This window comes from Cellulophaga algicola DSM 14237 (assembly GCF_000186265.1).
In the GTDB taxonomy this organism is placed as follows: domain Bacteria; phylum Bacteroidota; class Bacteroidia; order Flavobacteriales; family Flavobacteriaceae; genus Cellulophaga; species Cellulophaga algicola.
In genome coordinates this window covers 1,726,861-1,747,138 of sequence record NC_014934.1, presented here as the reverse complement: position 1 = coordinate 1,747,138, position 20,278 = coordinate 1,726,861, and the positions used below count along the sequence as shown (strand labels likewise).

The window sequence follows — 20,278 nt, the reverse complement described above, 5'->3', positions numbered from 1 at the left end:
CAATAGGGGTTTTTTAATACTAAAAAAAAAAAAACTTATTATCTAAATGCAATAGTTTTCATAATTGCTTCTAACTCAAACATATTGTCTCTTTTTTGAGAGGCAGGAGCAAAAGTAAATCCTTCTACTATTAATTTTCTGTTATTCTCTTTATCGTTAATGATGTACAATAAGTATGGGCCTCCCATTGGGTAATCACTCATTTCCCAAAGACCTCTTACTTCTACAGCCTTTTTTCCACCAATTTCTGCTGGATACACATGAGGAGCAAACATTTTTTCAGAAACCATATGGTTTTTCTTGCCTGCTATATCTTCTCCTGGAATATAGATACTACCTATAGAATCTCGCATTCTAAGAATATCTTTTACCAATGTAGAATCATTTTTAAAATAATCTTCTGGCATAGTATACATAATAACATTCATAGTACCCTTAGGCACTTGACGGTCATACCAAACAAAATTATCTTCTTGTCTTCCTACTCTATAAGCAGAAGGAATATCTAAACTAACTTTAAAATTTTTAGATAGAATGCTGTCTTTATTTAACGAGCGCTTAAAACGTTTTTGAGCTTCAGAAATTTCTAACCCTCTAAAAGCTTTAATAATCTCATCTGCTTTAGCATCTATCTCTTTTTTAATTTCTTGAATGTTCTTACCAGAAATTACACCAACTTTTTGTGGTTTAGCATAAACATCTGTTTTAATCAATGCTTTATTTGTACTATCTCTAGTAACATACAAGACCGATCTAGAATGCTGAACACTTCCTGTAAAAACAGATGGTGGCATGTAATTAATAGTAAATAATGGTTCTTCTAAAGTAAGACCTACAACTGGTGCTGCAAAATGCTCCCGAACTTTATCCCCTACTTCACCCTGCCATAACTCATTATCCATAACCACGGCCAATGAATTTATAGCACCAATAGATTCTGGTAAATATTTTACACTCTTATCATCTTTACAGGATACAAATAGAAGTACAATGGCGAAAAAACCTACTATTTTTTTCATAAAAAATTATTCTTTAGGGTTGACAATCACACAACACAAGTTTCGTGCCTAATTTTAAGTTATTGCCACTAATCCCATTCCATTTTTTTAAATTCTCTACAGAGACACCAGGATGTTTGTTAGAAATTGTCCAAAGAGAATCTCCTGATTTTACCGTATACACTTTGGTAGCAGATGCAATAGCACTCTTTGTACTTGTTTTAGGACTACTTTTAGTAGTCTTACTTGCAACGCTTACAGGTTTTTTAGAATGGATTGTTAAACGCTGACCAATTTTTAAATTATTACTCCTTAAATTGTTCCATCGTTTAATCTCACTTACTCTAACGCCATAACGCCCAGCTATCTTCCCTAAGAAATCTCCACTTTTAACTCTATAGCGAATCTGATTTTTCGTTTCGACTAATTTTGGTAAAACTTTTTCTTCAATTTTTAACTGCTCCTCTACATGTGCATAGATAGCATCTTCATTTGCTACAAATTTACCAATAGCATTTAGAGGCAAACGGAGCGCATAATTTTCTTCTTCTATAAACGGTATAATATTTAATTTATAAGAAGGATTTAATACTTCTAATTCTTCAACAGATACGTCTACTAACTCTGATATTTGTTGAAATGTAATTAGTCTTTTTACATGAATCGTATCTGTTTGAAAATAAGGACGCTCCGCATTTTTAGGCTTTAAACCATGCTCGTCCGCATATTCAAATAAATACATGGTAGCTAAAAAAGCTGGAACATAGCCCGCTGTTTCACGAGGTAAATAATCCCGGATATTCCAATAATTTCTATACCCACCAGATCTTCGTATTGCTTTATTTACATTTCCCGGCCCAGAGTTATAGGCAGCCAAAGCAAGATCCCAATCGTCGTAAATATCATGTAATTTTGAAAGATAAGCACAAGCAGCTTTCGTTGCTTTTATAGGGTCACTACGGTCATCGACATAACTACTCACATCAAGATCATACATTTTACCGGTAGGATACATAAATTGCCACAGTCCTGTAGCACCAACTCTAGATGTAGCCCTAGGATTTAAAGCAGATTCTACAATGGCTAAATATTTTAATTCTAGTGGAATATTATAACTTGCCAATTCTTGCTCAAACATTGGAAAATAGAACTGACTAAGGGTAAGCATACGCTCCATTAGTCCTCTTTTTCTTTTTAAGAAAGATTGAATAACACTTTCAAGAGAAGGATTATATTCAATATTAAAAGGTGTTTTCTGATTTAATTTTTCTAAACGAAGTTTAAGCGTTTCGGTATCGATAGTTGCCAAAAAATTTTCATCAATCTCTAGCTCAGATATCTCCTCATACATTTCATCAAAAAGAGGAGCGCTATCAGACAATTCTTTTAGCCAAAGACTATCATATTTCGCAGCAAGCAAATGATCTTCTAAATGATATTTATCATCCTTTTTAACAATAAAATTAGGATGTTCAATAGTACCATTAGGAGCTACCTGAATAATATTATTTTGTGTATTTTTTAGAACTTTTACTGTAGTATCTAAAGGAATATCTTTAGACTCAATAATTCTGGTCGTATTTCTTTTAGGCGAAGTTTGCGCGTATATACTTGTACTGCAAATAACTACAGAGAAAAGAGTTAGTATTTTACTGTGTTTATAAATCATAAAAAAAACCTTTATTAGAAAGCAATAGACGAAAATCGTCTTTTTTTTACAAAAAAAAAATTTTCACTCCTAATTTAACCTTTCCAACAAAAGTCTTTTTAATGATAATCTGTTACATGTTATAGTATTGCAGCAATACCAGGTAATGTTTTACCTTCTAAGCTTTCTAACATTGCACCACCACCTGTAGAGACATAACTTACTTTGTCTTCAAAGCCAAATTGCTTTACAGCTGCAACAGAATCTCCGCCACCTACTAATGAGAAAGCTCCTTTTTCAGTTGCCTCCGCAATATAGTTTCCTATAGCAATAGTTCCTTTTGCAAAAGTTGGCATTTCAAAAACACCAATAGGTCCATTCCAAAGAATAGTTTTAGATTTTAAGATAACTTCTTTAAAGATTTCCAACGTTTTTGGACCAGCATCTAAACCTTGCCAACCATCAGGAATTTCTGTTACAGGAACAATTTTAGTATTTGCATCGTTACTAAAATCATCAGCAGCCAAAACATCTACAGGAATATGAACTTCTACTCCTTTTTCTTTAGCTTTCTTTAAAATTTCTAATGCTAATTCTTGTTTATCATCCTCACAAATAGAATCGCCCACTTTACCACCTTGTGCTTTAATGAACGTATATGTCATACCACCGCCAATGATTAAATGATCTACTTTATCTAGAATATTTTCAATAATAGTAATTTTAGAAGATACTTTTGAGCCTCCTAAAATAGCACAAACTGGTTTTTCGCCAGTTGCCATAACTTTATCAATAGCTTCAATTTCCTTTGCTAACAAGTACCCAAAACATTTATTTTCAGGAAAAAATTCTGCAACAACTGTTGTAGATGCGTGTGCTCTATGTGCAGTTCCAAAGGCATCGTTTACATAAATATCTCCTAATTTCGATAATTTTTCAGCAAAAGCCTTGTCGCCTTTTTCTTCTTCTGGATGAAAACGAAGGTTTTCTAATAATAAAACCTCTCCACTTTTTAAGCTAGCTGCAGCAGCTTCTGCTTTTTCACCAACACATTCGTCAACAAATTTAACACTAACGCCTATTGCTTTAGAGACTTCATCACAAATATGTTTAAGCGAAAGATCAGGATTTACTTGTCCGTTTGGCCTCCCCAAGTGACTCATAAGAATTGCACTACCACCATCTTCTAAAATTTTTATTATAGTTGGTTTTGCAGCTTCAATTCTACTCGTATCAGTTACATTTAATTCTGCATCTAACGGCACATTAAAATCTACTCTGATTAATGCTTTTTTTCCTTTGAAATTAAAATTATCTAAAGTTTTCATCTTGATTCATTATTTGAATAGTAACAAATGTAAAAATTTATGCGCTCTATGTGTTACACTATTGCTGTATTTATTGTTGATTTAACAAATTACCTAAGAATCCTTAAATCCATTATGAAATTCACACAATTTACTAGAACCATGTAATTCAGTTTTAAAGACGTATTGAAGAATATAATTTAGAATTGATTGCCACAAAATATCTTATATTTGGCGCATGTTATTCGATTCTATTTTAGGTTTATCACACATAAAAAACCACTTGGTATCTAGTGCGCAAGCAGGTAGAATTCCGCATGCTCAGCTATTTGTAGGATCCGAGGGATGTGGAACACTACCCATGGCAATTGCATATGCACAACATATTCTTTGTGAATCTTCTGAAGCTACAAATGAACAAACAAAGCAAGCATGCCACATTAAGTGTAATACCCTTACCCATCCAGATTTACATTTTGCATTTCCTGTTGCAAATTCTGATAAAGTAAAAAGCCGTGCTGTTAGTGATAATTATATTCAAGATTTTAGAGTTTTTGTTAAAGAGCAGCCTTATGGGAATTTGTTTGATTGGTACCGATTAATCGATATTGAAAAAAAACAAGGCCAGATTGGTGTTGATGAAGCGCAAGAAATTGTAAAAAAACTCTCCTTAAAATCTTATGAAGGAGGCTATAAAATTTGTATAATTTGGATGGCCGATAAACTAAATATTTCTGCATCCAACAAACTTTTAAAACTAATTGAAGAGCCGCCAGATAAAACCGTTTTTATACTTATTGCTGAAGATGAAGAACAAATAATTCAAACTATTCGCTCTCGTTGTCAAGTATTGCATTTTCCGCCACTGTCAGAAGATGCAATTGCAAATGGTCTTATACAACTAGGAATTGCTCAAGACCAAGCTTTACGTTTGGCAAATGAAGCCAACGGTAATTACAACAAAGCCCTAGATCTCATGAATAATGATTCGGAAGATTTAGTTTTTGAAAAATGGTTTGTACAATGGGTTCGTAGCGCATTTAAAGCGAAAGGAAATAAAACGGCCATTCACGATCTTATTTCTTGGAGTGCAGAATTAGCGAAAACGGGAAGAGAAACTCAGAAAAAATTTATTCTGTACTGCATTGCTATTATGCGCCAAGCGATGCTAATTAATTTCAACGCAAAAGAATTGGCCTATATGCGCATTCATGTAGACGGTTTTGACATTAATAAGTTTGCCCCGTTTATTCATGAAAATAATATTATTGAAATTACTGAAGAATTAGAGCGCGCCATCTATCATATTGAACGGAATGGGAATGCTAAAATTATTTTCACAGATTTATCTATAAAATTAACTCGTTTACTGCATAAAAAAGCAGATTTAACCTAATACAATCTATATATGAAACCACTTATAAATAATGCTACTGAAATTATTTTATTAATTTTCTTAATCATCACATTTTTACAAAGCGGGGTTGATAAAATCTCAGATTGGAAAGGAAACCTGAGTTGGCTAAAAGAACACTTTTCAAAATCGCCTTTAAAAAATAGTGTTCCCCTACTCTTAGGCATTGTTTTAATTACGGAGATGATTGCAGCATTATTATGCATAGGAGGCATCTACCAACTACTTGCTGAAAATAAAACAGTTTTTGCTTTTTATGGCGCACTGTTTTCTTGTATTTCGCTTTTAATGTTACTATTCGGTCAGCGTATGGCTAAAGATTATGAAGGGGCAAAAACTATTGCTATTTACTTTATACCCGCCATGTTTTTGTTGTTTTTATTGCAATAAGATTTCTTAATGAAATCTTACTTTTTAAGCATAAAAAAAGCCTCAACAAATGTTGAGGCTTTTTTTATGCTTAGCGTTGAGAATTAGTTCTTATACTTCTCGTTTAATGCTTTTACAATCGGTGCAGTAACTTCTTGTGCTTCTGCTCCGTAAAGAACACTACCACCGTCACCACCACCTAAGATAAACGTATACCCATTATCTTTACCGTACGCTTTAACTTCTCTTTTAACTTTACTTACAATACTATCCATTTCTGTCTGGCTTTGTAGTTGTAATTCTTGTTCTTGTGTTTGTAATTGTTGGCCCATGAACTGACCCTCTTGTTGTAATTGACCGTACTCCTCTTGTGCCTGTGCTTGTGGCATTTTTTGAGCTTTAGCCTGAAAAGCTTGTAATTTCATCTGAAACATTTGAGAAATACTATCTCTCTTTTTCGTTAAAGCATCTATTTTGACTTTGAATTTAGCTTCAACATCAACTTTCTCTTGATACTCTTCCATTAGCTTTTGATTATCAACAAAACCAATTTTACTCTCTTGGCATGCAAAAACACTAAATAGTGCTAAAGCCATTACAATTTTTTTCATGTTTTATTTTTAAGTGTGTCGCAAAAATAGAAAAGGTTTTGGATTATTTGCAAAAAGTTAGCCTTAATGCGCTAATATCTGATATTCTAATCCTTGAACGCCTTTTTTTACGCTAGAATATCTTGAAGTTCTGCGGATTTATCTATTACTGCTTTGGCGTAGGTACATAATGGTTTTATTTTAGCATTTTTTTCCCGAGCCCAATCAATAGCCGCTAGTACCAGTTTTTTACCAATACCTTGGCCGCCAAAATCTGGATTTACTTCAGTATGATTGATACTTAAGGTTTTTGAACCTAGCCAAGCATATTCTAAATGGCCAACTTCTTGATCTTCTATAACAGCCTTAAAAACTCCGTTTTTATCCTGTTCTGATTGTTTTATAGTCATAATAGTTCTTGTCTTATTTTTCTTAAAAATAAGGTTTAGGATTCCTTTTTTGTACTTATTTTAAACTTTTTAGTTTTTTTATCCTTTTACATCCCCCGCCCTACGGGCACCCCCTTCCAAGGGGGAATATCTGCATTAACCATTGTCTCCTTGAGGGGACTGCCCTAGGCTAGGGTGTTTTACAATTGGTTATTATTTTACTGTTTTATTTTTATATTGCCCTGATTACTGTTGCAGGTGATTTTTTGTTGTTAGACTGATTTTTCTTCTTTCTCAAAAATGTATAATGTATTATCTCCGCTAAGTTGATATAGTTTATTATTGGCTAGTTGAGGAATATCCGTTTTTACCCAATCTCCTTCAAACCTATAGTGCCAATCTATTTTCAGTGTTTTTTTATTAAAAGCAACAATACACTGTGGTGTGTAGTCTAAACCCAACTCCATTCGGTTCATTTCTGCTATGGTATAAATATGATTTTCATCTTCTGCATAGCCAGTACTCCACCTAAAACCAGAAAATACGTGTTCTTCTAAAGTATTTTTTAAGGTCTGATAATCTGCTTTGCCCGTAACTAAATCTATTGTTACTAAATAAGCACCTGATAACTGGTATAGGTACGATTTAGAAATATCTAGCTGAAAACCATCAGTAGAAGGCAATTTATGTTGCAAACGCCCTTGAAAAGCAGAACTTCCGTAACCAGGCAGTGCTTGCCATTTTCTATTTAGTTCACCTGTTTTACTATTAATATCTAAAACCAATTGTCCGGAACACGCAACTACTATAGAGTTTTGCCAAGCGCCTATAAATTTATGAACTTCATAGTTTTGTAAGTTGCCATCTCTGTCTTCAAACTTACCTAAAGTTTCTAAATTAAATTTCCATTGCAATTTTGCTTTAGTAAGAGTATAGGCGTAGATTTCGTTGTTTATTAAACAACAGTAAATGTTTTTATTTGAAAAATTAATAGAGTTTTTTTTATCTATAATATCCAAGTTAAGAATTACTTCATTTTTATCAATCAATGCTTCTTGAATATTCCCTTCTTTCAGATATTGATACCCTAAATATGAATTGCTTGAATGGAAAAATGCTTTTCCTTCTCCTTTTTCAATAACTTCTCCAGAAGTTTTATAAATTTTATAGTTGCCATTCCAGTCATTTAAATATACCTTATTATTAAATATTTCAAAACCATCAACAGGTGTGTCAAATATCGAAAATGATTTTTCGTTAAAAAATAACTTTTTATTCGTTAAAAAATATAAGTTATTTTTTTTCGAATACTTAATTACTTTCGATATCTCCTTTTTTTTGTAAAAATTCATTTATTCTGATTTTATAAAACTATACAAGTTAGAATTAACATCATCAATTAGTTCAGTGAATTTTGATTGAGCATTTAAACCTGTAAGATTTAAACTTTGTTTTAATTCGTCATTCATATTATTAAAAATCTGTGTCTTAGTTAGTCCTTTTGAAGCCCCCGCTAGTGCAAGCATCTTGCTTGTGCCGTTACAGCTACTATATTTAGTTCATACGCTCATAATACAATCATCTTAATTTGTCCCAGCAAATCACTTGTGTTCCAAAATCCAAAATTTTTATTTATGCTAATAATACCATTGGTTCTTTCCAATACTAAAATATCTCCATTGAATAATAAGCGGATATCTTCTTTTGTATTATTTAAAATATAAACACATACTTCTATCATATTTAATCTAGCTAATAAATTATCATAAAACTTATCCAATCTAAAATGTATATCACTTGAATAATCCCAATTCTCTTCTACAACTTTATTTTCATCTATTAGATAATCAAAAAAGACCTTTTCTGAAAACGTGAATGAAAACATAAATCCTAATACCTCATATAAGTTTATATTTATGCCTTTATTTATTTTTCCTTTTGAAAATAAAACAGTCTTTTTATTTAGATAGATTTCAATAAAATTAAGTAATGAAACTTCCGTTTTAACTTGTAATATATACTTTAAAGCCATTTTTTATAATTCAATATGTGATATAATATTATTTTTATCCCCCGCTAGCGCAAGCATCTTGCTTGTGCCGTTAAACAAACTAAAAGTTTTACTAATAATTATATCTCTATTTTCAAAATGGTTTGGTCATCTTGGTAATTTCTAGCGCGACTATATTTCCAGTCTACGGGATTAGTTACAAAACTAGACTCTACAGGGTTGTTGTGTGTATAATCTATTTTTTGTTGAATAACTTTTGTACTCCATAATTCTATTGGTTTGTTATGTTGTTGCCAGAATTGCATTTTAGATACATTGCTTTTATTTTTTCCAGCTCTTTCTAACATCCAAAGCAACCATTCTTTTCTACTTTCTTGTGGATTATCTTGAATTGTTTTAATTAATTTTCTAGCTGTAAAACCTTTAAAATCTCTAAGTAGTCCAGAAGAATCTTCTTCATTTGACCTAAAAATTAAGTGAATATGGCTAGGTATAAAACAATAAGCAAATACCTCCATTCCTTTTTCTTTTCTACAATAATTTATACTCTCTTCTAATACATTAAAATAAGTTTGTCTAGTAAATACATCTATCCAATAAACAGTAGCAAAGCTTACAAAGTAAGCTGCTGTTGGGTTATTAAATTTGTATTTTCTGCTCATTTTACTTTTATATAGTTTTGTTGTTCTGCTTACTCTTTACGGCACGAGCGTGACGCTCGCGCTAGCGGGGCTTACTGTTGCAGGTGATTTTTTGTTGTTAGACTGATTTTTCTTCTTTTTCAAAAATATACAAGGTGTTATCTCCGCTAAGTTGATATAGTTTGTTAGTAGATCGTTGAGGAATATCCATTTTTACCCAATCTCCTTCAAACCTATAGTGCCAATCTATTTTCAGTGTTTTTTTATTAAAAGCAACAATACACTGTGGTGTGTAGTCTAAACCCAACTCCATACGGTTCATTTCTGCTATGGTATAGATGTGATTTTCATCTTCTGCATAGCCAGTACTCCACCTAAAACCAGAAAATACGTGTTCTTCTAAAGTATTTTTTAAGGTCTGATAATTTGCTTTGCCCGTAACTAAATCTATTGTTACTAAATAAGCACCTGCTAAGTGGTATAGGTACGATTTAGAGATATCTAACTGAAAACCATCAGTAGAAGGTAATTTATGTTGCAAACGCCCTTGAAAAGCAGAACTTCCATAACCAGGCAATGCTTGCCATTTTCTATTTAGTTCACCTGTTTTACTACTAATATCTAAAACCAATTGTCCAGAACACGCAACTACTATAGAGTTTTGCCAAGCGCCTATAAATTTAAGAACTTCATAGTTTTGTAAGTTGCCATCTCTGTCTTCAAACTTACCCAGAGTTTCTAATTTGAATTGCCAAAGATATTTTCCAGATGGAAACATAAAAGATTCAATGGAATCATCTTTTAAATTTTTAGAAAAAAAATATTTAAGGTTTAAATAAAATATTGTAGAACTACCTTTTATTTTTCCTAATACCTCATTTGTTTTTTGATTTTTAAAAATAGTAACTTTCCTATTTTCTTCTATTTTGGACAAAATTAGGTAATGTTGATAGGTTATTTTAATAAATTCACCTAGAAACTTATAATTAAGCTCTTCAATTATAAATCCACGCCCATAGATATCATTTACGAAGATATTATTTTTGATATTTGATAAATCCTGTAAATCTTCTTCAGATTTAAAAATATTTAATCCTGAATTATATTCATAAACCCTTCTACCTGAAGAGATATATAGGTATTTATCTTTAAGAGCATATGAATTAACTTTTTTTATTATTTTCACAAGCATATAATTAAACTTTAATCATTAAATTTAATATTTGATCAATCCCCGCTAGCGCAAGCATCTTGCTTGTGCCGTTAAACAAACTAAAAGTTTACTAATAATCATATATCAATATGTAAAATGGTTTGGTCATCTTGGTAATTTCTAGCGCTACTATAGTTCTGATCTACAAGATTGCTTATAATCCCTTGCCCTATTTATATTTTCTACTCATTTCTACTTTACTTTTTAGTTACTTATTGTTTCGGCCACGAACGTGACGCTCGCGCTAGCGGGGAAGTAAATTGAACCTGAAATGCGTTTAAAAATTTAGCACTTGGTTCTAATGGAAAAAATACACCTGCTTTTAGGTTTTCTTGTGTAAAACCTAAAATTAAGAGAACAAGTGAAAAGAAATGTTTTAAAACACTAAGCATCCGTTGAAAGACCCTTTCTTTGATTAATGATTTCGTAAAAATTCCCTTCGGAGGATATACATACAAACATATTTATATTAGGGAAAAAGACTTCTACAGCCTCTCCACAATCATTCCACTCGGCGTTTATTAATTCTTCTAATTCAGCTAAAAAATTTGTTATATCTCCTTGATGAATTTCTCTTCGATAAAAAGTTCTAGGAACATTTTCTTGTTGTAAAATACTTTTAAAAAGATCAGTAAACCAAATTGGTACCATAGTTACATCATCCAGATTATTTTCTTCTAATAATATAACTATTATATCTATATTTTCTTGAGTGATAGTTTTTCTGTTTACCTTTTCAAAAAGGTCTATTATTAATGATTCTAACATGATTATTCAGGAAATAAGGTTACTAAACGGTACGTTGATTTATCAGCATTTAGTCTAAATAGGGCAGTATAATTGTTGGTTATTGATTCAATTAAGTTTTTAGTTGCCCCGCTAGCGAGGGCAACTAAAAACGAACTTAAGCCATGTTGTCTTTTTCATTTATTTTTAAATATGAACCACTGTCTATGTAATCCAAGAATGACAAAAAAGTAATGTAATCATCTTGATATAAAGCAGGTTGTTTTTCTACAAAGGATAAATAAACTTTAACTCTTTTATTTTTATATTCTTCATATTTTGAATTGTCACGAAGTTTCATAATAATTAGCACTTTAAATATCGCTACCCCAGGAAACCATTCAAAATAATCCTCCTCCGGCACTTTATTAATAATTTCTTGGTTAATGGCTTCCAATGTGGAGTATTTATTGAAAAACGGGAAGTCTATTTTTTTTATATGCTCCATTATAGCCGTGATATAGTCTCCCGTGTTTTTGGTTTTCAAGTGCTCATTTATCTTTTTAAAATCTTCTTGTTTTCCACCGTTAATATGATTTTTTAAGGTTATCAGCTCATTGTTATCTGATAAATCTGGTATAAACTGTTTAAGTATTTTGTTCACAGGGTTGACTAATATAAATCCATAAACGTAACCTAAAGAAATACTTTTTGATAAGAGTTGGAAAGTTAAATTATATGTTAAGTCTCCAAACTTTTTTGTAGCATCTAACGAATAGAAATGAGGTTCATATACAAATTCAGAAAATCCTAACTTTTCTAATTCAACTTGTACTAGACTAAATATTTTTTTATGCTGGTTTAAAATACTCATTATTCTAATTTGTTTTTAAAGTGGTTTTTAAGGTATCACCCTCGTTAAACAATTTTACTTGAATAAATCGTACAATAAGGCAAATATTAAAATGGGCAAAATTAGTCCTAAGGACGTTACCGTAATATTATATACCCGATCTGCGAATATTCCTGATTGCCAACTATTACCTGTATCAATCGGTTTTCTATTATATCTAGCAACAAAAATTCTTGTAGCGATATCATACAATGAGAAAAAAAATAAAGGCCCTAACATACATAAGAACATTGGTATTTTATATCGTATGACCATTATTAACCCCAGAATTATAAGAATAATTGATAGAATATACATAGCCGTTAAGCCCTTTTTATTTTCTAAAAAAATTCTATAAAACATAAAAATGGTGAATGGAAATAACCATATGGTCATCATCATAAAAATTAATGCTTGATTCATTGTAGTGGCTAATTTTTACGTAACAAAATTCTAGGTTTAATGACACTTGTCTTATCTATTTTGACATTTCTAAGTTCAAGTAATTTTTTTTCTTGTATTTCTTTTACAAACTCTATATTAAATTCTATTTCATGATCATACTCAAATTGATTAAAATTATAAGGGACTCCGTCAGAACGAATGCCACTGGGTTTTCCCCAATCACCAAAAGCTCCACTAATATCCAGAATAAAATAAGTTCCAGACACTAACCAACCTATAGGTCCTCCGTAAAAGCCTATTAAACCCATGGTTATATCAATACTAGCTTTGGTCGTTACATTCCATTTATTAGAATCGTCATTAACCAAAACATCTGTAACTTCATAAAAGCTAATCGCTGCACTTACCCACAACATTTTTTTTCCAACAGCTTTAAACTTTGAAGCTCTATTCAATGCATTTCTTGTGCCTACTTGATGACCTCCTGCTCCTAATCCTTTTTGGCTACTTAGTTTTCTATAAATTCCTTCTTTATTGCGATACCAACCCTTTGCAAATTCTATATTGCTACCGCTTCTCCATGGTGTTAAATTTCCAATGTTACGTGCTCCAAGCGCCCCTGCTGTTTTACCTGTTATTGATACTCCCTTTTTAACAGTAGCATAAAAAGGATCTTCCCAGTACATATATCTTGAAGGTAAAGCGGGAGATGTTTGCTCGCTACCCATTTTATCACCGGTATAAGAATAATCAAATCCCTTTGTAAAAACATCGTTATCCACATAGCGCACATAGGTGTTTGTTTTAGGATCACTAGCACTAAGGATTACTGCGGCTTTATTCGCTGTTTCCCAGTTTGATTCAATTTTTAAATCAATCCGCGCTTCATTCGAAAGTTGTATTCATTTCATCCCATTAAACACTTGATAACCTCCATTAGATTCCCGCACATATTTTTTAGAATCTACTTTAGGCTGTTTAGGCTTTGCCGAAGACTTTCTTAAACTAGCATTATGCTGCATTAACTTGTCAATTTTATAAAACTGACTAGATATTGCAACTCTGGTATTATCAATTTCAACTTGAAAGTGTTCTAAAATTGATTTCCCGGAGGGAGTTCCATTATAGGATTCGCGTTTTGCTGCTTGATAACTTCTATCTATAATAGGTTTTAAAATTTTATCTAACTCTTGTAGGCTCTCTTCTTCCATAAATAAACACTTAAAAATTGTTATTAGTTTGGCTGCTGTTTTACAATGGAATATCAGATTTTAAATACGCTCTGTAAACCTCTTTAGTAAACGTTCAATACACGCTCGTATTGTTAATATCAACCTAAAATACATCACATATTACCTACAATATAAATTATTTTACGAAAAAAGACAACTACATCGCTGCAGTTGCCTTTTCTAATCATCAAAAAAAGGAAGCACCTCATGAGTACTTCCTTCTTTTGAAATTATACCTCTTCTGTACTTTCTATAAACTTCTTATCACGTGTGTTTTTTTGTACTGCAATAGCTGCAAATAAGCTTAAGGTAAAGGACATTCCGTAAAATCCTTTTTCACTTAGGTTTAAATCGGCATTCCATAAACCAATAACCAGTAAGGTTATAGATGCTAATGCAGCAAACCAGCTTATACCATAGTACATATCTGTTACTTCTGTACCTTCCAAACGATCTCGTACATTTTTCTGCACAGATACTGCCGAGAATAACCCGAACAGAAGAATGGTTAAGTAATACCCTTTTTCATTCAAAAGCATGGCTGCATTAGATAACCCTACACAGAAAGCAAGCATACCTGCTACTAATGCCACCCAAGAAGCGCCTATAAAAGCAGGGGTTGGTTTGTTATCAAATTCTTTCTGAATTTTTTTCTTGTTCTTTTCTTCTCCGGTATCGTTACTAAAATTGTAATTCATAATAATTGATTTTTGATGATTAATTATTTTGTTGATTTAGTTTCTTTCAACGGTACAAAGATGGGGAGCCTAGTGTGTTTTGGAAAATCTACTTTCGAATAAAACTTACGATATAAATTATATTAAATTAGAACTATATATTGTATTCATTATATTTATAGATCTTATAACTTACGATATAATGAACATAAATACTGGATTAATAGCGACATTAACCAATGAAGAGCAGAAAAATTTTATTACTCGGTTAAACCAAAGGAATAAGAGACACGACACAAAAAACGTTGCTTTATTCAATATACTGGCAACAAACCCTAATGCTGAACATATTGATGTGCTCCTTTATGGTAAGAAGGCCAAAGGGGCGTACAACGCTTTAAGCAAGCGCCTCTTTGACGGGTTAATAGATTTTATAGCTACAAAGAGTTTTGAAGGAGAGCAATCTGAAGAAATGGAAATTATTAAACTTTTGCTTGCCAGTAGAATTCTCTTTGAGCAAAAAGCATACAAAGTAGCGTTGAGGGTTGTAAAAAAAGCAGAAATAAAAGCGAAACAGCATGAGCTCTATGGTATTTTAAATGAAATATACTACACCCGCATACAGTATACGCATTTAGATAGAAAAGTTGACTTGCAAGAGTTAATCACCCAGTTCAAAGCCAACAAGTTATTATTTCAACAAGAAGAAAACTTAAATCTTTTTTATGCTACTATTAAAAACGAATTGGCAGCAAAAAATAAAAATATTACCCAAACTATAGCCAAGACCTTAGCTGCATTTAATATTTCTATTGAGAATGGTTTAAGCTATCGTTCTTTATATAAAATTGTTGCCATTAATAATGAAGCAGCTCATATTACCCGAGATTTTTACACCTTACTCCCATTTATAGAAAAAGTAAATAGGGAAATAGAACAGAAACAAAAGTTATCTCAAAAACATTTGTTCTATCATATTCAAATTTTGTATTACATCGCCAATTCACACTTCAGAAATAAAGATTTTGAGCAATCTAAGAAGTACTTGGAACGGATGAAAACAGAAATGCAAAGACAAAACAATAGCTATTACCAACGTTTTATACCCCAATACACTTTATTGCTAGTCTTAAATTTAAACTACGCTGGAAAATCAGAAGAAGCTCTAGCATGTTTGGAACAATTTGATTTTGAAAAGTACAAACAGCAGGTTGCATATATCATGGATTTAAAACTAACCACAGTAGTGCTCTTATTTCAGCAGAATAAATGCAAAGAAGCGTTGCAGATTTTCAAAGAATCTCGTCATAGCGATACCTGGTACGCAGAGAAAGGAGGAGAAATTTGGGTGGTCAAGAAGAACCTAACAGAAATATTGCTATATATGGAAATGGAAAATTTAGATCTAGTAGCTTCTAGAATACATAGTTTCCGAAAAAAATACAGCAAACGTTTAAAAGAAAACAAAGAGCACAGAGTTTTAGAATTCTTGAGTTTAGCCACCCACTATTTTTATCATAAAGAAAAAATAGATCAAAATGAATTTATGCTGAAAGTAAAAAAAACACTTATCACCCTACACGAAGAAAAAGAGGATTTATTTGTACTGAGTTTTTATGCGTGGCTAAAATCAAAAATCATGAAAACCGATTTGTATAAAACTACCTTAGAAGTTGTAGCTCAAAAAAATTGATAGGCATGAAGCTATTTTAAAATTTTCCCGAGCGTTCAATAAAATAAAAGTTAAGGAACATATTTTTCAAGATTACGCCAAGTGTCTTCCTCAATTTTTTTTATAAAATTTTTAAATACAGGTCGAAATAGGTATTATAAGAAATATCTATTTCAAAACTAAAAGAAATCAGTAAATCTAATTAAAAACAGTCGATTTTAAATAGGTTATAAATTGATTTAAATAAATAAACAGCTACTTATTAGGCACTAAAGCCAAAACCCTCTCAAAAGAGCTTAAAATGATTATTTAGCCTTTTTTATGACATAAATTAGGGAAGAATACTCCTTAGTTCTCCAAGCCTTTATATTTGAACGCAGCCCCACAAAAAATGCTGCAACGAAGTTTTGTTTTCCAGTTTTATATTTTTCAGATAAAAGGGAAACATAAAATGCATCAAAGATCATAGGGTAGACTTTTGACACTTTTAAATTTTCTTTAGAAAATAGCTTAGTGATAGAAGATTTAGAAAAATGCCAAAGATGTCTAGGCACATCAAAAGCCGCCCAATACTCTTTATAATATTTTGCATCGAAAGATTTATAATTAGGAACAGCCACAATTAAAATTCCTTTGTCCGATAAAAGATGAGATAACCTACTTACTTGATCGGTTAAATTGGGTACATGTTCTAATACATGCCATAAGGTAATGACGTCAAATTTTTCATCAGAGAAATCTTCTAAGGCTGATTTTAAAACCAAGCCTTTTTCAAAAGCTTTATCTCGTGCTTTTTTATTTGGCTCTACACCAACTCCGCTCCATCCATTTTCTTTTGCCACTACTAAAAAATCTCCGGTACCCGCACCAACATCTAAAAGCCGTTTTCCTACTGCATGTTTAGCAACAACCTTAAGCTTATTTTTAAGATTAATCTTTTTTACACTTTGATAGATTTTGTCCATCAAAGAAACATTAGCATCCGTATGAGAAATATACACCTCACTATCATAATACGAATCCAAAACCTGAGGTTCTGGTTTTGTAATGAGCATATCTAATTCTTGATCCAGAAATAATTCAAAGGTTTCCTGACTAACAGAATAGTCTTTAGTTTTTAAATAAAATTTCATTGTAATTGTGTGTAGCTAAATATTCTTTCTTGAGTTGACGAAGATACTTTAAAACTGAAGTACGTGAAAAAGAATTAGCCAATAAACAATCTTTTTCCAAATCGCTATAAACTTCTATAGCAATGTAAAAATTTCCTTTACGGGAAATTCCGTCTGGATTTGAAAATAACGGATCTACTTCATCCCTTCCTAAAGATGTACTCAGCAAAACATCTAAAGCAATTGGGACTAATTGAAAAGACTTATCTTGAATCTCAACTTCATAAGTAGCGAAAAAATATTGCTGGTTTTCTAATTGAAAAGGAACATCATCATAAACAAGAGAATCATGCAATTGAAATTTTGTATTCACATACTTATAAGATTCTCCCGCCTCTTTTGTGTCTTCAAAAATAAATAGCTGTCGCTTTGACAAAGTCCGCTTAAATTTTTTTCCTTTAGAAATTTTATAATCATCAATTTTAGGAGCAATCCGAATGAGCACAAATGATGATAAAACAAAAAGAAAAACTAAAACATTAAATAATCTATTCATGAAAGGAGTGGTTTTAAATCTCTAAAAAACCTGAACAACAAGTGGTCCAAAAGGAATAATTCTCCACAAATAGTTCACAACAAAAATAGGAGACTACACAACATTTATTTGCACAAGATATATAATTAAATTACGACGCAGGAACTACACTTTTGAAAATTTAGCACAGCGGTAATCAAATTGTTCCACGTGGAACAATTTGATTACCGAACACTTTTACACATCATAACAAGAAAATTAAATGAACCTTTAAAATCTATACAACAATAAAAATTAGACCTATCTGACATCACTTAGATCATCAAGCTTACGGAGCAATAAACAGAACCCCCTACTCTAGTACTGCTAAAATTTTTTGAATTTAGATTACGCAAACTTAATTAATAAATACAGCACAATCACAAACCTACTAACACATACATTAAAAAAAATACTTTAAACCATTCTATTCATAAGAACCAATAACATGAAATATCCGTAAAACCAAAAAAGAAAAGCCTCTAAACTTTTACATTTAGAGACTTTAAATATGCTGGTAAATAGAACCAATATTATCTTCCTAGGAAGACTAACAAGACACTAATATCACTTGGAGAAACTCCGCTTATTCTAGAAGCCTGCGAAATAGTAACTGGCTGTATCTTGGTTAACTTCTGTCTCGCTTCTGTGGAAAGCGACTTTAATTTGGTGTAATCAAAATTTGCAGGAATCTTTACATTTTCCAACCGATGTAATTTATCTGCATTATTTTTCTCCTTAGCAATATACCCCGAATACTTTACCTGTACTTCTGCCTGTTCTAAAACTTCTCTATTTAAATCATTCTCCTTTACAAAATTAGAAACAGATGCTATAGTCATCATATGATCCATAGTTACATTAGGTCTAGAAAATGCTTTAAACATTTTGAAAGATTGATCTACTACTGCAGAATTTACACTTTCGAATATTGGGTTTATTTGATCCGGAAGCACACTAGTATCCTTGAAAAATTGAACAAATTTTTCAGACTTCTCTAACTTGTCTTCCATTCTTTTTAATCTATCCTCACGAGCTAAACCTATTTTATATCCCATAGGTGTTAAACGTAAATCTGCATTATCCTGACGCAACAAAGTTCTATACTCTGCTCTAGATGTAAACATACGATAAGGCTCTTCTGTACCCTTTGTAATTAAATCATCAATCAAAACACCGATATAAGCTTCATCTCTTTTTAAGATAAAATCTTCTTTTTCATTAATTTTTTGGTGCGCATTTATGCCCGCCATAAGACCCTGAGAAGCGGCTTCTTCATAACCAGTAGTTCCATTAATTTGACCAGCGAAATACAAATTAGAAACTAATTTAGTTTCTAAAGTATGCTTTAATTGCGTTGGCGGAAAGTAATCATACTCGATAGCATAACCCGGTCTAAAGAACTTTACATTCTCAAAACCGACAACAGAACGCAATGCTTTAAACTGAACATCTTCCGGTAACGAAGTAGAAAAACCATTTACATATACTTCAACAGTTCTCCAACCTTCTGGCTCCACAAACAATTGATGACTGTTTTTGTCTGCAAACCGATTAATTTTATCTTCTATAGAAGGGCAATATCTAGGCCCCAAACTTTTAATTCTACCGTTAAACATTGGAGAACGATCAAAACCTTCACGCAATAAATCATGAACCAATTCACTCGTATGCGTCATATGACAATCTCTTTGATGCTCTAAAGCTTTAGTTGGAGAGTAGCTAAATTTCTCCGGAATAGCATCTCCAGGCTGTATAATCATCTTAGAATAATCTAAAGATCTACCATCTACTCTTGGCGGCGTACCTGTTTTCATCCTTCCAGATTCAAAACCTAAAGACAATAATTGTTCTGTTATTCCTGTTGCAGCACGTTCACCAGCTCTACCTCCACCAAAGTTTTTATCTCCAATATGAATTAATCCATTCAAGAAAGTACCATTTGTAAGAACTACAGATTTAGACTTAATCTTAATTCCTAAAGAAGTAGTAACACCAACTGCCTTATTATTCTCTACCAATAGGCCAGAAACCATCTCCTGATAAAAGTCAACATTTGGTGTATCCTCCAAAGCCAACCTCCATTCCTCAGCAAATACCATTCGGTCATTCTGAGTTCTAGGACTCCACATTGCAGGCCCTTTAGACTTATTAAGCATCTTAAACTGTATGGCAGACTTATCGGAAATGATCCCGCTATAACCCCCAAGTGCATCAATTTCACGCACAATTTGTCCTTTTGCAATACCACCCATAGCAGGATTACAAGACATTTGGGCAATATTTTGCAAGTTCATAGTCACCAATAATACCTTTGAACCCATATTTGCGGCAGCAGCAGCAGCTTCACATCCTGCATGACCAGCGCCAACTACTATAACATCATACTCTTTATCAAACATAATTTC

The 20,278-nt window shown here is 32.1% G+C and carries 22 protein-coding genes; 3 read left to right on the top strand and 19 right to left on the bottom strand.

The window, feature by feature from the left end; all coding sequences use genetic code 11:
- Positions 1-38: 38 nt before the first annotated feature.
- The 3 genes from CELAL_RS07505 to CELAL_RS07495 form a co-directional block, all read right to left on the bottom strand.
- Entirely contained in the window at positions 39-1,019 is a 981-nt protein-coding gene (locus tag CELAL_RS07505; RefSeq protein WP_013550300.1) for a DUF4837 family protein, read from the bottom strand.
- 13 nt (positions 1,020-1,032) lie between these two features.
- Positions 1,033-2,667, bottom strand: coding sequence for a lytic transglycosylase domain-containing protein (locus tag CELAL_RS07500; protein WP_013550299.1), 1,635 nt, complete (start codon positions 2,665-2,667; stop codon positions 1,033-1,035).
- A gap of 119 nt (positions 2,668-2,786) precedes the next feature.
- The gene (locus tag CELAL_RS07495) at positions 2,787-3,974 is read right to left on the bottom strand and encodes a phosphoglycerate kinase (protein WP_013550298.1); all 1,188 of its coding nucleotides are present in this window, start codon (positions 3,972-3,974) and stop codon (positions 2,787-2,789) included.
- A gap of 217 nt (positions 3,975-4,191) precedes the next feature.
- Here CELAL_RS07495 and CELAL_RS07490 point away from each other — a divergent pair, with 217 nt between their 5' ends.
- Both CELAL_RS07490 and CELAL_RS07485 read left to right on the top strand, forming a co-directional pair.
- Positions 4,192-5,349 carry a DNA polymerase III subunit gene (locus tag CELAL_RS07490; protein WP_013550297.1) on the top strand — a complete coding sequence of 386 codons (1,158 nt, stop codon included), beginning with the start codon at positions 4,192-4,194 and terminating at the stop codon, positions 5,347-5,349.
- A 12-nt stretch (positions 5,350-5,361) separates the two neighbouring features.
- Positions 5,362-5,757: a hypothetical protein gene (locus CELAL_RS07485; RefSeq protein WP_013550296.1), complete on the top strand. Its 396-nt coding sequence runs from the start codon at positions 5,362-5,364 to the stop codon at positions 5,755-5,757.
- 83 nt (positions 5,758-5,840) lie between these two features.
- On the opposite strand, the gene CELAL_RS07480 is transcribed toward CELAL_RS07485, so the two are convergent.
- The 13 genes from CELAL_RS07480 to yiaA all read right to left on the bottom strand — a co-directional run bounded on the left by CELAL_RS07480 (position 5,841) and on the right by yiaA (position 14,533).
- Positions 5,841-6,347 (bottom strand): OmpH family outer membrane protein, encoded by a 507-nt coding sequence (locus tag CELAL_RS07480; RefSeq protein WP_013550295.1) that lies wholly within the window; start codon positions 6,345-6,347, stop codon positions 5,841-5,843.
- Positions 6,348-6,454: 107 nt separating this feature from the next.
- On the bottom strand, positions 6,455-6,736 hold the full coding sequence (locus CELAL_RS07475) for a GNAT family N-acetyltransferase (RefSeq protein ID WP_013550294.1): 282 nt from the start codon (positions 6,734-6,736) through the stop codon (positions 6,455-6,457).
- A gap of 251 nt (positions 6,737-6,987) precedes the next feature.
- The gene (locus tag CELAL_RS07470; RefSeq protein ID WP_013550293.1) at positions 6,988-8,067 is read right to left on the bottom strand and encodes a hypothetical protein; all 1,080 of its coding nucleotides are present in this window, start codon (positions 8,065-8,067) and stop codon (positions 6,988-6,990) included.
- Complete coding sequence (locus CELAL_RS22345; protein ID WP_013550292.1) at positions 8,068-8,241, bottom strand: hypothetical protein; 174 nt, start codon at positions 8,239-8,241, stop codon at positions 8,068-8,070. It abuts the gene before it with no gap.
- Positions 8,242-8,282: 41 nt separating this feature from the next.
- On the bottom strand, positions 8,283-8,747 hold the full coding sequence (locus tag CELAL_RS07465) for a SitI3 family protein (RefSeq protein WP_013550291.1): 465 nt from the start codon (positions 8,745-8,747) through the stop codon (positions 8,283-8,285).
- Positions 8,748-8,845: 98 nt separating this feature from the next.
- A complete protein-coding gene (locus CELAL_RS07460) occupies positions 8,846-9,388 on the bottom strand; it encodes an REP-associated tyrosine transposase (protein ID WP_013550290.1) in 543 nt (180 codons plus the stop codon).
- 97 nt (positions 9,389-9,485) lie between these two features.
- Positions 9,486-10,559 (bottom strand): hypothetical protein, encoded by a 1,074-nt coding sequence (locus CELAL_RS07455; RefSeq protein WP_013550289.1) that lies wholly within the window; start codon positions 10,557-10,559, stop codon positions 9,486-9,488.
- A gap of 405 nt (positions 10,560-10,964) precedes the next feature.
- The gene (locus CELAL_RS07445) at positions 10,965-11,348 is read right to left on the bottom strand and encodes a hypothetical protein (protein WP_013550288.1); all 384 of its coding nucleotides are present in this window, start codon (positions 11,346-11,348) and stop codon (positions 10,965-10,967) included.
- A gap of 136 nt (positions 11,349-11,484) precedes the next feature.
- Positions 11,485-12,180: a hypothetical protein gene (locus tag CELAL_RS07440; protein WP_013550287.1), complete on the bottom strand. Its 696-nt coding sequence runs from the start codon at positions 12,178-12,180 to the stop codon at positions 11,485-11,487.
- A 54-nt stretch (positions 12,181-12,234) separates the two neighbouring features.
- Positions 12,235-12,621, bottom strand: a complete 387-nt coding sequence (locus tag CELAL_RS07435) for a hypothetical protein (RefSeq protein WP_013550286.1) — start codon at positions 12,619-12,621, stop codon at positions 12,235-12,237.
- An 8-nt stretch (positions 12,622-12,629) separates the two neighbouring features.
- Entirely contained in the window at positions 12,630-13,385 is a 756-nt protein-coding gene (locus CELAL_RS07430) for a hypothetical protein (RefSeq protein WP_148229661.1), read from the bottom strand.
- A gap of 120 nt (positions 13,386-13,505) precedes the next feature.
- A complete protein-coding gene (locus tag CELAL_RS07425; protein ID WP_013550284.1) occupies positions 13,506-13,814 on the bottom strand; it encodes a hypothetical protein in 309 nt (102 codons plus the stop codon).
- Between the two features lie 251 nt (positions 13,815-14,065).
- The gene (gene yiaA / locus CELAL_RS07420; protein ID WP_013550283.1) at positions 14,066-14,533 is read right to left on the bottom strand and encodes an inner membrane protein YiaA; all 468 of its coding nucleotides are present in this window, start codon (positions 14,531-14,533) and stop codon (positions 14,066-14,068) included.
- A 181-nt stretch (positions 14,534-14,714) separates the two neighbouring features.
- Between yiaA and CELAL_RS07415 the strand changes: the two genes are divergently transcribed.
- Complete coding sequence (locus CELAL_RS07415; protein ID WP_013550282.1) at positions 14,715-16,205, top strand: hypothetical protein; 1,491 nt, start codon at positions 14,715-14,717, stop codon at positions 16,203-16,205.
- Positions 16,206-16,489: 284 nt separating this feature from the next.
- Here CELAL_RS07415 and CELAL_RS07410 read toward each other — a convergent pair whose 3' ends face one another.
- The 3 genes from CELAL_RS07410 to mnmG all read right to left on the bottom strand — a co-directional run bounded on the left by CELAL_RS07410 (position 16,490) and on the right by mnmG (position 20,272).
- Entirely contained in the window at positions 16,490-17,317 is an 828-nt protein-coding gene (locus tag CELAL_RS07410) for a class I SAM-dependent methyltransferase (protein WP_013550281.1), read from the bottom strand.
- On the bottom strand, positions 17,295-17,852 hold the full coding sequence (locus CELAL_RS07405) for a hypothetical protein (RefSeq protein WP_013550280.1): 558 nt from the start codon (positions 17,850-17,852) through the stop codon (positions 17,295-17,297). Before CELAL_RS07405 ends, CELAL_RS07410 begins: the two co-directional genes overlap by 23 nt.
- Before the next feature lie 551 nt (positions 17,853-18,403).
- Positions 18,404-20,272 carry a tRNA uridine-5-carboxymethylaminomethyl(34) synthesis enzyme MnmG gene (mnmG, locus tag CELAL_RS07400; protein ID WP_013550279.1) on the bottom strand — a complete coding sequence of 623 codons (1,869 nt, stop codon included), beginning with the start codon at positions 20,270-20,272 and terminating at the stop codon, positions 18,404-18,406.
- Positions 20,273-20,278 lie beyond the last annotated feature (6 nt).

Excerpts from the sequence above, each read along its gene's own strand:
- CELAL_RS07475 (WP_013550294.1), bottom strand. The coding sequence starts at position 6,736 with ATGACTATAAAACAATCAGAACAGGATAAAAACGGAGTTTTTAAGGCT.
- CELAL_RS07455 (WP_013550289.1), bottom strand. The coding sequence starts at position 10,559 with ATGCTTGTGAAAATAATAAAAAAAGTTAATTCATATGCTCTTAAAGAT.
- CELAL_RS07415 (WP_013550282.1), top strand. The coding sequence starts at position 14,715 with ATGAACATAAATACTGGATTAATAGCGACATTAACCAATGAAGAGCAG.
- CELAL_RS07500 (WP_013550299.1), bottom strand. The coding sequence starts at position 2,667 with ATGATTTATAAACACAGTAAAATACTAACTCTTTTCTCTGTAGTTATT.
- CELAL_RS07495 (WP_013550298.1), bottom strand. The coding sequence starts at position 3,974 with ATGAAAACTTTAGATAATTTTAATTTCAAAGGAAAAAAAGCATTAATC.
- CELAL_RS07405 (WP_013550280.1), bottom strand. The coding sequence starts at position 17,852 with ATGAATAGATTATTTAATGTTTTAGTTTTTCTTTTTGTTTTATCATCA.
- CELAL_RS07445 (WP_013550288.1), bottom strand. The coding sequence starts at position 11,348 with ATGTTAGAATCATTAATAATAGACCTTTTTGAAAAGGTAAACAGAAAA.
- CELAL_RS07425 (WP_013550284.1), bottom strand. The coding sequence starts at position 13,814 with ATGGAAGAAGAGAGCCTACAAGAGTTAGATAAAATTTTAAAACCTATT.
- CELAL_RS07470 (WP_013550293.1), bottom strand. The coding sequence starts at position 8,067 with ATGAATTTTTACAAAAAAAAGGAGATATCGAAAGTAATTAAGTATTCG.
- CELAL_RS07465 (WP_013550291.1), bottom strand. The coding sequence starts at position 8,747 with ATGGCTTTAAAGTATATATTACAAGTTAAAACGGAAGTTTCATTACTT.
- yiaA (WP_013550283.1), bottom strand. The coding sequence starts at position 14,533 with ATGAATTACAATTTTAGTAACGATACCGGAGAAGAAAAGAACAAGAAA.
- CELAL_RS22345 (WP_013550292.1), bottom strand. The coding sequence starts at position 8,241 with ATGCTTGCACTAGCGGGGGCTTCAAAAGGACTAACTAAGACACAGATT.
- mnmG (WP_013550279.1), bottom strand. The coding sequence starts at position 20,272 with ATGTTTGATAAAGAGTATGATGTTATAGTAGTTGGCGCTGGTCATGCA.
- CELAL_RS07480 (WP_013550295.1), bottom strand. The coding sequence starts at position 6,347 with ATGAAAAAAATTGTAATGGCTTTAGCACTATTTAGTGTTTTTGCATGC.
- CELAL_RS07490 (WP_013550297.1), top strand. The coding sequence starts at position 4,192 with ATGTTATTCGATTCTATTTTAGGTTTATCACACATAAAAAACCACTTG.
- CELAL_RS07485 (WP_013550296.1), top strand. The coding sequence starts at position 5,362 with ATGAAACCACTTATAAATAATGCTACTGAAATTATTTTATTAATTTTC.
- CELAL_RS07505 (WP_013550300.1), bottom strand. The coding sequence starts at position 1,019 with ATGAAAAAAATAGTAGGTTTTTTCGCCATTGTACTTCTATTTGTATCC.
- CELAL_RS07440 (WP_013550287.1), bottom strand. The coding sequence starts at position 12,180 with ATGAGTATTTTAAACCAGCATAAAAAAATATTTAGTCTAGTACAAGTT.
- CELAL_RS07460 (WP_013550290.1), bottom strand. The coding sequence starts at position 9,388 with ATGAGCAGAAAATACAAATTTAATAACCCAACAGCAGCTTACTTTGTA.
- CELAL_RS07435 (WP_013550286.1), bottom strand. The coding sequence starts at position 12,621 with ATGAATCAAGCATTAATTTTTATGATGATGACCATATGGTTATTTCCA.
- CELAL_RS07410 (WP_013550281.1), bottom strand. The coding sequence starts at position 17,317 with ATGAAATTTTATTTAAAAACTAAAGACTATTCTGTTAGTCAGGAAACC.